Raw genomic sequence first — 14783 nt, forward strand, 5'->3', positions numbered from 1 at the left:
GAATGACTAGAAATATTCGTTACGCATGTGCTCCAATCGCATGGACGAATGATGATATGCCCGAATTAGGCAGTAGCAATTCATTCGAACAATGTATTAGTGAAATGGCGTTAGCTGGATACGAAGGTACAGAAATAGGTAATAAATATCCAAGAGATCCTAAAGTTCTAAAGTCTTATCTTGAACCACGTGGTTTATCGGTAGCAAGCGCATGGATTAGTTTATATTTAACTTCTAAACCATATGAAGTGACAGAAACAGCATTTATAAAACATAGAGACTTTCTTTGTGAAATGGGAGCTAAAGTAATTGTAGTATCTGAGCAAGGCAATAGTATTCAAGGAAGGTTAGATAAAGCATTGTTTAAAGACAAGCCTATTTTCAACGATAAAGAATGGAGTTTGTTAATAGATGGTTTGGAAAAGTTAGGAAAACTTGCTCAAGAAAAAGGTATGGAAATTGTATATCACCATCATATGGGAACAGGTATACAAACTACAGAAGAAATAGACAAATTAATGGAACAAACAAATAAAGATAACGTCTCTCTCTTATTTGATACCGGTCATCTTGTAGTTTCCGGAGAAAATCCTATAGAGATTTTTAATAAATATGAAGATAGGATTAAACATATCCACTTTAAAGACGTGAGACAAGAAGTTAAAGAGGCAGTAGATACAGGTAATCAATGTTTTTTAGACGGCGTTAGAAAAGGTATGTTCACTGTACCTGGTGACGGTGTGATTGATTTTGAACCTATTCTAAATCTTATATATCAGTCAAGTTATAGTGGTTGGATTGTTGTTGAAGCTGAACAGGATCCAGCTATAGCAAATCCATTTATCTACGCTAAAAAAGCAAAAGAATATATGTCTCAATTTCAATAAAATCAAACAATATATAAGGGTGGGAGTAATCTAAGCTCCAAAGGGGAGAGAGTTATCATGAGTATGTTTGCAATAATTTCATTTATTACAGTAGTGCTACTAATAGGTTTATATGCGTTTTTAAGAAGTAGAAAAATCAATACTAAAAATTCTGATGGCTACTTCATGGGTGGTAGAAGTCTAACAGGTTTTACCATTGCTTCTACAATTATCATGACGAACTTATCTACTGAACAAATAGTAGGACAAAACGGTCAAAGTTTTATGGCAGGTATGGAAGTAATGGCGTGGGAAGTAACTGCTGCAGTAGCTATTGTTATATTAGCACTTTTGTTTTTACCAAGGTATTTTAAATATGGTGTAGACACAATATCAGATTTTATTGAAATGAGATTTGATACGTTTACTAAGAGACTGGTATCGTTACTATTCATATTTACATATGTTGTGTCATTTTTACCAGTTGTACTATACTCAGGCGCTCTAGTATTTAATAAAATTTTTAATATTGGTGAAATTTTAAATGTTAGCGATATGACTGCTGTTGTATTAATTTCTACATTTATAGGTATTTTCGGAATTATATATTTATTTATCGGCGGCCTTTCTTTAAGTGCTCACAGTGACTCTATATATGGCATTGGACTCATAATAGGCGGACTTGCTATACCTTTTTTAGGATTGGTCATGTTTGGTGATGGTAGTTTATTAAAAGGTTTCGATAAAATTATACAAAACACACCTGAAAAATTAAATTCAATTGGTGCAGTCGACTCAGATATTGTACCTTGGCCAACACTATTCTTTGGAATGTTTTTTAACAACTTATTCTTTTGGTGTACCAATCAAATGATTGTACAAAAAGCACTGGCAGGTAAAAACTTAAAAGAAGCACAAAAAGGAGCAATGTATGTTGGTATATTTAAAATATTTGGAGCATTATTCTTAGTTTTTCCAGGTGTACTTGCTTTCAATATGTTAGGAGATAAAATTACAAAACCTGATAATGCGTACCCTATGTTAATTAATGAGGTTCTACCAGGTTGGGCGTATGGTTTGTTTGGAGCAGTTATTTTTGGAGCAATTCTAAGTTCATTTGTGGGGTCACTTAATAGTACGGCAACCTTGTTCTCACTTGACTTTTATAAATCAATAATTAATAAAGAAGCAACAAATAAACAAATTTCCAGAATGGGCAGATTAGTGACAGTCCTTGTAGGTATTATTGTAGTAATTATCGCTCCAATGATTTCACTATTTCCACAAGGTTTATATGCTGTGGTACAGGAATTCAACGGTATTTATAACATGCCGTTATTAGTACTTATACTTGTAGGGTTTTTTGTTAAACGTACGTCGCATCAAGGTGCTAAAATAATGTTTATTTCACACATAATTTTGTATGCGCTTTCAAAAGTTTTGCTATCAGATATACATTATTTATACGTATTAAGCGTATTATTTTTTATAGATTTATTTATAGTACTATTATTCAACAAATTAAAACCATCAGACGAATTTGATTTTAGTGTAAATTACGCAAAAGTAGATATAACACCGTGGAAATATAGATATATTGTAGGCGGTATTATTATTGTTGTTGTAATCGCAACTTATATCTTATTCTCACCACTTGGTTTAGCTCAATAGGAGGGTAATTATGACACTTACATTTGGAGTGATTGGTGCTGGCCGAATTGGTCAATTGCACATCAATAATTTACAAAATAATAAAAATGTGAAAATTAAATGGGTTTCAGATTTGTATTGTGACAAAATGTCAGAATGGATTGAAAAAGCTGGTGTTGAAAATAAAACTAAAGATCATATGGATATTATTAGGGATCCTGAAGTAGATGCAATTATTATTTGTTCACCAACTGACACACACGTTGATATTATCAAAGCAGCGGCAGCAAATGGTAAACATATATTTTGTGAAAAGCCAATTAGCCTCTCTTTGGAAGAAGCGGAAGAAGCTGTTGAATCGATACAAAAATCTGATGTAAAACTTCAGATGGGCTTTAATAGAAGATTTGATAAAAATTTTAAGCAACTTCAAGGTATTTTAAACAAAAAAGAGTTAGGGAATGTTCAAACATTGCGAATTACTTCAAGAGATCCTGAACCACCTCCAATTGAATATATAAAGCGGTCTGGTGGTCTATTTATGGATATGAGTATTCATGACTTTGATATGGCAAGGTATTTAATACAATCTGAAATTGTAGAAGTTTATGCGACAGGAGAAGCATTGATCAACCCAGAAATAGCAGATTATGATGACATCGACACTGCATTAATCACGTTGAAATTTAAAAATGGCTCTATGGCAATCATTGAAAATAGTAGAAGAAGTGTTTATGGGTATGACCAGCGTATAGAAATTTTAGGAGATTATGGCGCAATAGATGTAGGTAATGAACAGTCTTCAACATTAAATTATTATCGTACAGATGGTATCAGAAGGGATAATCCACCTTATTTCTTCTTAGAAAGATATAGTGACGCTTATAAAGTAGAAATGGATGCGTTTATAGCAGCTATTCAAAATGATACAGATGTCATCTGTTCTATTGAAGATGGATATAAAGCACAACAAATTGCTTTGAAATGTAAAGAATCACTGATATCAAATCAGCCAAAAAAAATATGAAGAAGGGTGTGATGTGAATCGATGAATAGAATTATACAAAAAGCTAAGGAAGAACATTACGCCATACCTCAAATAAATGCCAATGGGTTAATTTGGATAGAATGTATTTTGAAAGCAGCTGAAGTAACACGTTCTCCCATTATCATAGGAACAACGGATAAAGTAATTGAATTTCTTGGTGGCTATCAATTTATTTGTTCAACGATCAAAAATAAAATTAAAGCGATGGATGTAACGATACCTGTTATTGTTCACTTGGATCACGGTTTAACTGTTGAAAATTGTAAACAAGCAGTAGATGCTGGATACGATTCTGTAATGTTTGATGGATCAAAATTACCCATTGAAGAAAATATTAAACAAACTAAAGCAGTCGTAGATTACGCTCATAAAAATAATGTCATCGTAGAAGGAGAAGTAGGTGCTATAGGAGGTAATGAAGACGGTATAATTGGTAACGTAAAGTATGCTAATTTAGATGATTGTTTAAGATTAGCTCAAGAAACACATCTAGATACATTAGCGCCTGCACTAGGGTCAGTTCACGGAAAGTATCAAGGAGAACCCGATTTAGGCTTTACAGAAATGAAAGCCATACAAGAAGCTATTGATATTCCGTTAGTATTGCATGGTGCTTCAGGTATTTCAGATGAAGACTTATTAAAGGCAATACATTTGGGCCATGCAAAAATTAATTTCAATACAGAAATTAATATTGCCTGGAGCAATCAATTAAGACAAACACTTAATCAAGATAAGTCATTGTTTAATCCACAACAAATTTTAAACCCTAGTAAAGAAGCTATGGTAGAAACAATTCAATCTATTATTTATAAATGTACGTCTCATAATCGTGTATAGATAATCATATATAGATAAGGAGGGTAAAATAATGCCATTAATAAAAATTGATTTGATAAAAGGAAGAGAAAAAGAAGAGATTAAGCAAATATTAGATATCTCTTATGAAGTCATGTTAGAAACTTTTAATGCGCCTAAAGGTGACAGATACCAAATTGTTAACCAACATGAAGATTATGAAATGAAAATTTTGGATACAGGTTTAGGAATAAATAGGACAAAGGATATAATCTTGTTTACAATTATTACAAGGCCAAGAACCCAACAACAAAAGCAACGATTTTATAGAGAAGTGGTAAATAAACTTCATGATGACATAGGTATACGTAAAGAAGACATCATGTTTAGTGTAGTTGAGAATACGGATGAAGATTGGAGCTTTTTTAATGGAGAAGCCCAATTTTTAAATGGTGAACTATAAAAGATTAAGTATTGAATATTCTTCAAAGTTAAAATAGGTTAGATGAAATAAATATTTTCTAGGGTGCTAATTTCTTTAATCTTTTAAGGGAATCAGTAGCCTAGTTTTTTATTGATTATAAACTTTACTGGAATTTTCAGAGTAACGACTTTTTATACATTTACTTTACTAGAGTTAAAATAGTTTTAAAAATGAGTTGGGGTAATACTAGAGTAAAAATTATAACAATAGGAATATAAAATATTAAAACATCAGTATCTACTATTACTTATTAAAATGAGATTACTTTTAAAATGCCATTTATGTGAGTGCTATTAAATATTAAAAGAAAGATATTAGATTCGAAAATAGAGTATCAAACACAAAATAAAGACGAAGTGTTGAGAGACACTCCGTCGATAGCATAATAATTACATTGACCTTTTGTAGTTATTGTAATTTTGACTCTAATTGATGTACAAGATGGGTGAGCATAGCATTAATAGGCGTAGGTATGTTGAATGTTTTTCCATAAGCAGCTATTTGCCCATTAAGGTAATCTATTTCTGTTAAACGTCCGTTTGTATAATCTTGATGCATTGATGGATAATGAAGGCCTTGAGCTTCTTTTGGATAAGCTGCTTCAACTTTTTTTAATAGTGCATGACTATCTAAATGAATGTCTTTTGCTTTGGCAACTGCGACAATTTCTTCAATGATAGGCATAACCATTTCAGCTGAATCCGGATAATTACCAAATTCATAAATCGTTTTGTTTAATATCGTACATAAAGGATTTAAAACACTATTTAATGTAGCTTTAGACCATATTGCTTCGAATACATTATTACTAATTTGAGCATTCAAATTTGCATCATTAAGAATTTGAAGTATAGCATGCGTATGGTCATCGGTCTCACCATCTGCGCTTTGTAAATATATAGATCCTTCACCCTCTAGTAATAGTTGTCCTGGTCCACGTAGACCTGCAGTCCACATCGTTACTGCTAGATAAATTTGAGATAAAGGGACGATTTGTGATAATCGTTCTTCATGACCTAAGCCATTCATCATACTCATTATAGCTGTATTTTGATGGATGCAACCAGCTTCTTGTAATTGCTGTAACATTGCTTCCGAGTGCATAGCCTTAGTCAAGATAATGATAAGGTCAAACTCAGTTGAAACATCTTTGGTTAAAACTGCTGGGATGTTGACTGAATAGTTATCCGTTTCTGTTTTAATGTCCATACCATCTGTATTAATACGTTTGACGTGTGCTTCCCAATTATCAATAAGTGTAACATCATAGCCAGCTTCTTTTATGGACACACCAATTCGTCCACCCATTGCGCCAGCTCCTGCTATGCCTATCTTATACATCGAAACACGCTCCTTCGTTATTTTCAGTTTGAAAAATATTAAAATACAATTTAACTATATCATTTACATATATATGCAACAATATTGTACAATTTATAACTATTTGAATGCTTATGTGAGGGTTGTAAAGAGGTAATTGAATCGTTAATAACTTTTAAAATTTAAATATATGAATGATTACGTGAAAATTAAGATAAGATAAAAACCCCCAAACAGTGGCTATTCATTGTTAAGCATCTTCAATCAAAATACTATATATACTTGCATTTAAAAAAATATGATGTATGATGAAAGTGAATAATTACACTATGCATTTAACGTATGCCAAATCGTAGGAGTGATAACTTCAAACGACTGTTAAATGATTGTCATGATATAGCGACTTTTCATTATTATTTGGTTCAAACATCGTAAATAGAAGTATGAGCGTGGTTGTCAATCACAATCATTTGATGGGAATTTGAGAAATCGTTACTAATTTAGGGATTGTTCCACTTGAATGAAGTTTAAATAACTAAAGCCAAGCGGTATTCAATACTAAAGGAGTGATTGATTATGCGTAAAGTAGGTAAATTATTATCAACGACGGCCGTTGTATCAACACTTGTAGTAGGATCCTCAGCAACGTATTTTTCGACGATAACGAATGACGTACAAGCAGCGGAACAAGTTCAAAAATGGGGTAGTGGTGAAGGTGGTTCAAGTGGTGGAGAAAGTATGAATAGTCAAAGCGTTTCAAAATTACAATCACAAACACCATGGTATAAGTATGAAGGCTATACGACATACGACCCAACATTTACGTTAGATTATAATTTCGTTAGAGCTATGAAATATGACAATGCAACTATCAATGGATATAAAGTAGATCCTAAAGCGTATAAAGATCATGCTTATAGTAAAACAATTTATGATACAACGATAGATTTTAACGATAAAGACGAAGTTATCCAAATGAGCTTTAAAACGAAACCCAAATCTGTAACTAAATCAGAATTTATAAAAGCACATGAATCTAACATGGATAAAGACGATGATGCTTCAGAATTAAAAGATGAGACAATGATTCCGTTTTATACAAATAATGGCGGTTCATATAAGGGATTCTTTGATGAAGATGGTTATTTAACTAAAATAATTATTGGGCAATAATTCAACGTCGTATTTTACAAAATCATTGTTGTCAGTTATAGAACGCATTGATTATTGATAAAAATTCAGAAAATATGAAGTTGGCTATATATCATGCGCGTGTAGTTAACACAAAGCGTATGGAAGCCTGATATTTCAACCCCTCAAGAGCAGGAGACAATCAGATTTAAACCTGATTCTCTTCTGCTTTTACATTTTTTTAGAAAATGTGTGTTAAGCATTGCTAACATAATATTTAAGTTTTTTGGCTATTTCAATAAACGTAGCACTGTTTATCCAGTTTCTTCATAAATATAATTTAATATATAAAGATGCCACCTTTCTAACACTTACCAAGATTGAATAATACGATTACATTAACAATAGGTGTAACTATAATGGTTACATGAGGTGGTTGTTATGAAAATAAGCAGTCGTTTTACGGTAGCTGTTCATATATTAGCTTTAATTAAGATTGAAAGAGAATATACTTTAACATCGACTCAAATCGCAGATAGTGTGAATACGAACCCTGTGGTTATTCGAAGATTGATGGGAAGACTTAAAGAAGCTGGTTTTATTGATGTATCTCGAGGCAATTCAGGTGCTAAGCTTTTGAAACCTTTGGATGAAATTACATTATTTGACGTCTATAAAGCTGTGGAAGTGGTTGAAAAAGGACATTTATTCCAAATACATGAAGATACGAATATCAATTGTACAGTTGGTGCCAATATTCAAAGTGTGTTGGAAGTTATTTTAGAAAGTGCGCAAGACGCAATGGAAGCGGTATTAAAAGGTGTCACATTAGACAGTATCGTCAATAAAATACTCGTAAATAACGGATAAATCTGTCCGTATGACCGACTTGTAACTGTAACTATTACAATTACAACCGTAATTGAAAAGCATTTCATAAATTATTTTAAAGCAACCTAAACGATTATCACAAACCTTATTAAATTGAAAGGAGGGCTGGTTGTTCACTGAAAATAAGTATTTATTCTGTGTGTTTCTATTTTGTTTTATAGGTAAAGATCAACATAAAAAAGTAATTTAAGAAACTGGCGCAGATGTATCTATAGAAGGGCAAACGTTTGAGTTAAGACCAAAACCGTAACCGTTAGCACAATTAGATCTGTTAGTGACTTGTCAAAAATAGCATTTTGTCAACAATTGTCATTGTAACAATGTAAGCAGTTTACCCTTTTATTAGTAGTCATTTTAAACATATTTTATTGATTAAAAATTGGAGGAATTTATTATGAGAATTGGAATTATTGGAGCAACTGGAAAAGTTGGAAATTTGGTATTAGAAGAGGCAATAGATAGAGGACATGACGTCACAGCCATCGTTAGAAATGCTTCAAAATTATCTAATAGTAATATAAATGTACTAGAAAAAGAAATATACGACATTACAGCGGAAGACTTAAAAGATTTAGATGTAGTTGTGAATGCTTTTGGTGCACCACTTGGTGAGGAAGAAGCACATGTAACTGCTGGGCGCGCATTAATTGAAGCATTAAAAGGAACAGATACAAGAGCGATTATTGTAGGCGGTGCTGGTAGTTTATATGTTGATAAAGCACAAACGACTAAGTTAATAGATACGCCAGAATTCCCAGAAATATTTGTACCTACTGCAAAAGGTCAAGGTAGAAATTTACAAGATTTAGAAGCTACACAAGGTATAACTTGGACCTTCCTTAGCCCATCTGCAGATTTTAATGCAGAAGGTGTCAGAACAGGGGGTTATCAATCAGGGAAAGATAATTTATTAGTGAATTCAAATGGTAATAGCTATATTAGTTATGCTGACTTTGCCATTGCCATTTTAGATGAAATTGAAAATCCACAACATAAAAATGAACGCTTTACAGTTGTTGGAGAAGAAGCGTAAATATTAGTAGATAATTTAATTTTTATTGTGGCAGAGGTAGAAACTTAGTATCTTAGAAAACTTACACAATAGGGATGGGTAATCATTAGATTTATTGAAAAATATCTTGTACCTACTCTAGGATAATAATGAAAAAATTCAGATGAATTGATATGTATGTATAAGTAGTGTACATTTTCATTTCAGTAAACTACTGCACTTATTAGAATTTAAAGCGAAAAATAAATATGTATTTTAAAAAGAACGAATCCATAATGATATGCTCCCTTCAAAGTAGACACTTAAAAATGTAAACTTTGAAGGGAGATTTTTATATACAATTACCAGTATAAATGGATTGATAACCATCATCAAAGTCATTCCTAATTTTGACGAATTCATGAAATTTTAAATCCGCGATTTTATACATTTAATTACTATTCGAAAGTAGAGCAGTCATTAAAATTAATTCATTTAGGTATATCACGCCATGAAAATCTGTTTTATAAATTTTATTTTAAATAAATAATAAGTTTTATAATTTTTTAAAAAATAAAACAAACTCATTGTGGACAATTGAGTTAGGTGATATTAAGATATAAGTAAGTTTTATATAAGGAAGGAGAAAAGAAAATGAAGATTTTCAAACAACACGAACAAAAACAGCGTTTTTCAATCAAAAAATACCATTTTGGTGCGGCTAGTGTTTTAATAGGCGCTATATTATTTGTTGGTACAACAAATGATGCGTCTGCTGCTGAATTGGATGAAAAACCTTCTTTGACTGTAGATAGTGGAACCATAGATTCAAAAGTAGCACCAGAAGTATCAAAAAACTCAACAGACGCTTCAAAAGCTGAAAACGTACTCTCGAAAGAAGTGGCGATGACATCAGAGAATCAAGCAGATGCATCGAAATATGAGAGTACAGTTGTAAAAGAAACACCAGAAGCTACAGAAAATCAAACAGATACATCGAAATTTGAGAACACAGCTGTAAAAGAAACATCAGAAGCTACAGAAAACCAACAAGATGCTTCAAAAGAAGTATCAGCAACACTAGAAAACAAAATAAATACTTCAGAATCAGAGAATGTAACAGCAAGTGAAACACCTAAATTTATAAAAAAACGTGACATTCCAGATGCATATGATTCAAACAGCATGCTTAGAAGCGCGAATGAAAGTTTAACTCAACCCCCTGCGGATGGTTATAGTGTTAACTCTGAACTCCCAACTAATAATAAGGTGACATATAAAATTCATAAAGCGGCTGATCCGAAACAATATACATTCGAAGTAGCTAGAAGAGGTGAAAGTGGAGACAGACAATATGTCTTTTCTGTTAGAAAAGAGGATGTTGATCATGTAGGGGCACCCACAAAATTTTTCGTTACGGTATTTAATAAAGATAAAAATACATTAGTAAAAGAGATTGATATCAAGACCATTACACCTAGTGATATTCAGCTCGATGAAATGACTTTTTTAAATATAGTTGCAAAAAAGAATGGATTTTCATTCAGGTTAAATAAAATCGATGTAAATGAACCATCAAATTTCCTTCCCATCTATGGAAATTCTGCACAATTGGTAACTGGTGAGGTTGTGAGTTATTCAATTGTGTTACCACATTGGAAAGGTCAGACAACATATTACTATGATGAACAAGGTAGAGAAATTGTACCACCATTCACTCAATATGGATGGACTAAGAGTACTTATACAACAGAACCTCCAGAAATTGCTGGATACGCATTTGATAGTACAAGAGCGCCACTTAATCAAAATGGAAAAATTAACAAACAATCTTCTAAAATCATTGGTAATTTTCGATATAGTAAAGCGACAACGAGTCGTGGCACAATGTATCGTAAAGATAAAATTATTGACGATAAAAGCACTGTAGAAAGTGAAGTATGGTTTACTTATGCTAAAGCACCGGATACATTTGATCCAGTGAATGGCAGTAGTGCAGATAGAGGAAGAATAGCATCGAATAATCTGCCAGATATAAATTATGATTTTGAAAAAAATACTAATGGTTATGAATTTAGAGAAAAAATTGTAGATGGCGCATCTGAAGGGAAATATCAACAACTCGGTTTGGAGGGGAAAGTGATATTTCAAAAATTCCGTTTCCATAAAAATGGATTACCTTCAAATGTAGCAATATCTGTTTCAGATTATGATGGGGGCGATGCAACGTCTAGCTCAGTTGTGAGACTAAAAAAAGGTGAAGTGACTAATTCCCGATATGATAATGGAAGAACATTTGATATTTCGAATAACTTTGAGTATCCAGATACTGTTGAGTACTATTATATTAGCCAAAAAGGGGATGTAGTTGTTAGTTATGTTGATACGGAAGGCAATGAATTAAAAGGCCTTGTTGAAGATGTGAAAGGTGGGTTTGCAGGCACAGATTATGATACTGTAGTAGACCATCGTCCAGTGACAATTGAAAAAGATGGAAAAACTTATAAACTCGTTTCAGCAGGTAATTATACGATAGGTAAAGTTGATGACCAGGGTCATTTAACTACATCGGATGCACCGATAGGTAAAATAGCGGTAGGGAAGAAGACGGTTACTTATGTTTACGAAGAACTGAAACAAGGTAATGTCGTGGTGAATTATGTTGATGAAGCAGGAAATCCGATTAAAAAATCTATAGAGGATACACCAGATTCAAACATAGATACACTATATGATACGACGGATCACAAACCGAAAATCATTGGAAAAGATGGGAAATTATATTTATTCTCAAAAGTAAAAGAAGGAGATCATGAAAAAGGAAAAGTTGTAGAAGGAACAACGTCAGTGACATACATCTATAAAGTATTAGGCAGATATATTCCGTTTATTCCAGAAAATCCAGGAGATGCGTATGACCCAAGTAAACCAGGTACAAATAGGCCACCAGTATTGTATGATGAGACGCCAGAAGAACCGTCAGATAATCCACCATTACCATACATTCCAGGTTATACACCGAAGGATCCAAGTGGTAATCCATTGATTCCAGTAGATCCAAACCATCCAGAAAAAGGATACATCCCACCATCGATAACAGATCCAAAGGATTCATCGAAGGATACACCGGTGCCGTATGAGAAAGATCCGACACCAGAAGTGAAACAAGGTAATGTCGTGGTAAATTATGTCGATGAAACAGGAAATCCGATTAAAAAATCTGTAGAGGATACACCGGAATCAAACGTAGATACGGCGTATGATACGACGGATCACAAACCGAAAATCATTGGAAGAGATGGGAAATTATATTTATTCTCAAAAGTAAAAGAAGGAGACCATGAAACAGGAAAAGTTGTAGAAGGAACAACGTCAGTGACATACATCTATAAAGTATTAGGCAGATATATTCCGTTTATACCAGAAAATCCAGGAGATGCGTATGATCCAAGTAAACCAGGTACAAATAGGCCACCAGTATTGTATGATGAGACGCCAGAAGAACCGTCAGATAATCCACCATTACCATACATTCCAGGTTATACACCGAAGGATCCAAGTGGTAATCCATTGATTCCAGTAGATCCAAACCATCCAGAAAAAGGATACATCCCACCATCGATAACAGATCCAAAGGACCCATCAAAGGATACGCCAGTGCCGTACGAGAAAGACTCAACACCACCAAGCACACCGGGTACACCAAATACACCGAATACGCCTAGTACGCCGAACACACCAAGCAGACCGGATACACCGGATACACCGAATACGCCAAATACACCAAATACACCAAGCACACCGGGTACACCAAGTACGCCGAACACACCAAGTACGCCGGATACGCCAAGTACACCAAGTACGCCGGATACACCGAATACGCCAAGCACGCCGGATACACCGAATACGCCAAGCACGCCGGATACACCAAGCACACCGGGTACACCAAATACACCAAGCACACCGAATACGCCAAGTACGCCAAGTACGCCGAATACACCAAGTATGCCAGATACACCAGATACACTAAATACATCAAATGTATCAAGTTCGGAAAATACATCAAATGTTTCAGCAACATCTAATACAATTAAAAAGAAACAATTGCCAAAAACAGGAGAAACGAATAATACTGGATTTTTTGCGAGTGTACTAGCGTTAATTGGCGGTATACTACTTACTGTGTTTAGAAGAAAGAAAAACTAAAGTCTTTGGATTAAAGTGTTACGAATACTTTGTTAAATCGCACTAATATAATCTTTGAGGATTAAGCAATCATGGGTTGCTTAATCCTTTTTTGCTTTGTATATCATAATAATTCTACGATAAAACCTCGTTACATCATTGATAGTAAATCAAAACAGTGGAACTTTTTAGAGATATTCTGTTGCAATCTATTTAAAAAATTATGATTTGCTAAGTCAAAAATATACTGAATAAAGCAATTAAAGATTTTCATACTATCCTTATTTGTATTTCATTTTTTTGGCGAAATATGGGTGGCTAGTCGAGATTTTCCAAATGAGATTAAGTCACTTTCTTGGTTACCAAACATATCTATAGCATCTTGTTCTCCGCTTTTCCATTTCTAATAATAGTTACTTACTGTCACCTGTGAATTTGGAAACTGATATAAGATAAATGAGCAACTTTCATCTAAATATAAAAAAAGTTGCTCTAACTTTGGTTCCTTTTCATGTTTATTAAGTTTAGGCTATCAAAGGTATACAAAAGCTAAATTTAAAATTCATATTTATTTTTACTTTTTTTAAATACAATGATAATATACGCTAACATTAAAAATTGTATAACAGTACCAATCACTATTGTATAAAATGTCAAATTATCGTGTGTTTCTCCTGTATAGCTTAGTATAAAAGTTGCTAAAACTAGCTCAAGTACTACACCTGTAGAAGATCCTATCTGATGTGAAAAGTTAACGAATCCAGAAGCAATGCCTGATTGGTCTGTTGATACGTTGTGCATGCCTAAATTCGTTAATGGGGTGAATATAAATCCCTGACCTATACCGATTAAAATGAGAGAGGGGATAAATAAAATAATTTGAGAATGATAATAGATACATAGTGCTAACGTGACCATACCTATAATTGAAATAATGATACCTTGTATGAGGAGTGAGATATTGGTTTTGCTCTCTAACAATTTATATATATTTAGCGCAGTAATAAAATTAAAGCCGGTTGTGAAAATGAGTAATGATCCTGTAGTTATCGGTGATAAATGAAATACACTTTGAAGATAAATACTCATATAATACCAAAAACTAAAACTTGTACATAAAAATAAAAAACGTAAAAAATAGCCTGAGAGATGATATTTAAAAAATATTATATGAAAATTTATTTGACATTAATGAACCGACGATGTTAAGCAATACATTAAAAAATGTTTCACGTGACACAATGAAATTTGATGAACGATTAGATTTACAACTACAACAAGGTGCTTCTATTGATAAAGCAACTTTCGCGCGGTTAATGGATTCTTTATAAAATAATATAGTATGTAGTTTTTATATGTGTGAAGATACAAACATAAAATTTATGTAGAGAAATTTTGAGAGTATTTGAATATACTATA

At 33.0% G+C, this 14783-nt stretch carries 12 protein-coding genes; 10 read left to right on the top strand and 2 right to left on the bottom strand.

Going from position 1 to position 14783, the window contains the following annotated elements; all coding sequences use genetic code 11:
• Positions 1 to 2 precede the first annotated feature (2 nt).
• From iolE to KA833_RS06355, 5 genes are read left to right on the top strand one after another with little or no spacing between them, the layout of a single operon-like run.
• Positions 3 to 887: a myo-inosose-2 dehydratase gene (iolE, locus tag KA833_RS06335; RefSeq protein ID WP_210128637.1), complete on the top strand. Its 885-nt coding sequence runs from the start codon at positions 3 to 5 to the stop codon at positions 885 to 887.
• Between the two features lie 57 nt (positions 888 to 944).
• Positions 945 to 2537, top strand: coding sequence for a solute:sodium symporter family transporter (locus KA833_RS06340; RefSeq protein WP_070657068.1), 1593 nt, complete (start codon positions 945 to 947; stop codon positions 2535 to 2537).
• A 7-nt stretch (positions 2538 to 2544) separates the two neighbouring features.
• Complete coding sequence (iolG, locus tag KA833_RS06345; RefSeq protein ID WP_176747374.1) at positions 2545 to 3543, top strand: inositol 2-dehydrogenase; 999 nt, start codon at positions 2545 to 2547, stop codon at positions 3541 to 3543.
• A 21-nt stretch (positions 3544 to 3564) separates the two neighbouring features.
• Positions 3565 to 4404 carry a ketose-bisphosphate aldolase gene (locus KA833_RS06350; protein ID WP_070657064.1) on the top strand — a complete coding sequence of 280 codons (840 nt, stop codon included), beginning with the start codon at positions 3565 to 3567 and terminating at the stop codon, positions 4402 to 4404.
• 31 nt (positions 4405 to 4435) lie between these two features.
• Entirely contained in the window at positions 4436 to 4825 is a 390-nt protein-coding gene (locus tag KA833_RS06355; protein ID WP_210128638.1) for a tautomerase family protein, read from the top strand.
• Between the two features lie 429 nt (positions 4826 to 5254).
• On the opposite strand, the gene KA833_RS06360 is transcribed toward KA833_RS06355, so the two are convergent.
• Positions 5255 to 6187: a ketopantoate reductase family protein gene (locus tag KA833_RS06360; protein WP_210139540.1), complete on the bottom strand. Its 933-nt coding sequence runs from the start codon at positions 6185 to 6187 to the stop codon at positions 5255 to 5257.
• Positions 6188 to 6742: 555 nt separating this feature from the next.
• Here KA833_RS06360 and isaB point away from each other — a divergent pair.
• From isaB to KA833_RS06380, 4 genes are all read left to right on the top strand, one after another.
• The gene (gene isaB / locus KA833_RS06365; protein ID WP_210128640.1) at positions 6743 to 7339 is read left to right on the top strand and encodes an immunodominant staphylococcal antigen IsaB family protein; all 597 of its coding nucleotides are present in this window, start codon (positions 6743 to 6745) and stop codon (positions 7337 to 7339) included.
• A 399-nt stretch (positions 7340 to 7738) separates the two neighbouring features.
• Positions 7739 to 8167, top strand: coding sequence for an Rrf2 family transcriptional regulator (locus KA833_RS06370; RefSeq protein WP_046207206.1), 429 nt, complete (start codon positions 7739 to 7741; stop codon positions 8165 to 8167).
• A gap of 415 nt (positions 8168 to 8582) precedes the next feature.
• Entirely contained in the window at positions 8583 to 9221 is a 639-nt protein-coding gene (locus KA833_RS06375) for an NAD(P)-dependent oxidoreductase (RefSeq protein ID WP_210128641.1), read from the top strand.
• 612 nt (positions 9222 to 9833) lie between these two features.
• Positions 9834 to 13385 (top strand): MucBP domain-containing protein, encoded by a 3552-nt coding sequence (locus tag KA833_RS06380; protein WP_210128642.1) that lies wholly within the window; start codon positions 9834 to 9836, stop codon positions 13383 to 13385.
• A gap of 534 nt (positions 13386 to 13919) precedes the next feature.
• Here the strand turns inward: KA833_RS06380 and KA833_RS06385 are convergent.
• Positions 13920 to 14546 (bottom strand): MFS transporter, encoded by a 627-nt coding sequence (locus KA833_RS06385; RefSeq protein ID WP_348634309.1) that lies wholly within the window; start codon positions 14544 to 14546, stop codon positions 13920 to 13922.
• A 20-nt stretch (positions 14547 to 14566) separates the two neighbouring features.
• On the opposite strand from KA833_RS06385, the gene KA833_RS13990 reads away from it, so the two are divergent.
• Positions 14567 to 14695: a hypothetical protein gene (locus KA833_RS13990; RefSeq protein ID WP_258085587.1), complete on the top strand. Its 129-nt coding sequence runs from the start codon at positions 14567 to 14569 to the stop codon at positions 14693 to 14695.
• Positions 14696 to 14783: the final 88 nt, after the last annotated feature.

The sequence above is a fragment of the Staphylococcus sp. GDY8P67P genome (genome assembly GCF_017892545.1).
In the GTDB taxonomy this organism is placed as follows: domain Bacteria; phylum Bacillota; class Bacilli; order Staphylococcales; family Staphylococcaceae; genus Staphylococcus; species Staphylococcus ureilyticus.

Coding starts and splice junctions, on each gene's coding strand:
- KA833_RS06375 (WP_210128641.1), top strand. CDS start 8,583: ATGAGAATTGGAATTATTGGAGCAACTGGAAAAGTTGGAAATTTGGTA.
- iolE (WP_210128637.1), top strand. CDS start 3: ATGACTAGAAATATTCGTTACGCATGTGCTCCAATCGCATGGACGAAT.
- KA833_RS06350 (WP_070657064.1), top strand. CDS start 3,565: ATGAATAGAATTATACAAAAAGCTAAGGAAGAACATTACGCCATACCT.
- KA833_RS06340 (WP_070657068.1), top strand. CDS start 945: ATGAGTATGTTTGCAATAATTTCATTTATTACAGTAGTGCTACTAATA.
- isaB (WP_210128640.1), top strand. CDS start 6,743: ATGCGTAAAGTAGGTAAATTATTATCAACGACGGCCGTTGTATCAACA.
- KA833_RS13990 (WP_258085587.1), top strand. CDS start 14,567: ATGTTAAGCAATACATTAAAAAATGTTTCACGTGACACAATGAAATTT.
- KA833_RS06355 (WP_210128638.1), top strand. CDS start 4,436: ATGCCATTAATAAAAATTGATTTGATAAAAGGAAGAGAAAAAGAAGAG.
- KA833_RS06370 (WP_046207206.1), top strand. CDS start 7,739: ATGAAAATAAGCAGTCGTTTTACGGTAGCTGTTCATATATTAGCTTTA.
- KA833_RS06360 (WP_210139540.1), bottom strand. CDS start 6,187: ATGTATAAGATAGGCATAGCAGGAGCTGGCGCAATGGGTGGACGAATT.
- KA833_RS06380 (WP_210128642.1), top strand. CDS start 9,834: ATGAAGATTTTCAAACAACACGAACAAAAACAGCGTTTTTCAATCAAA.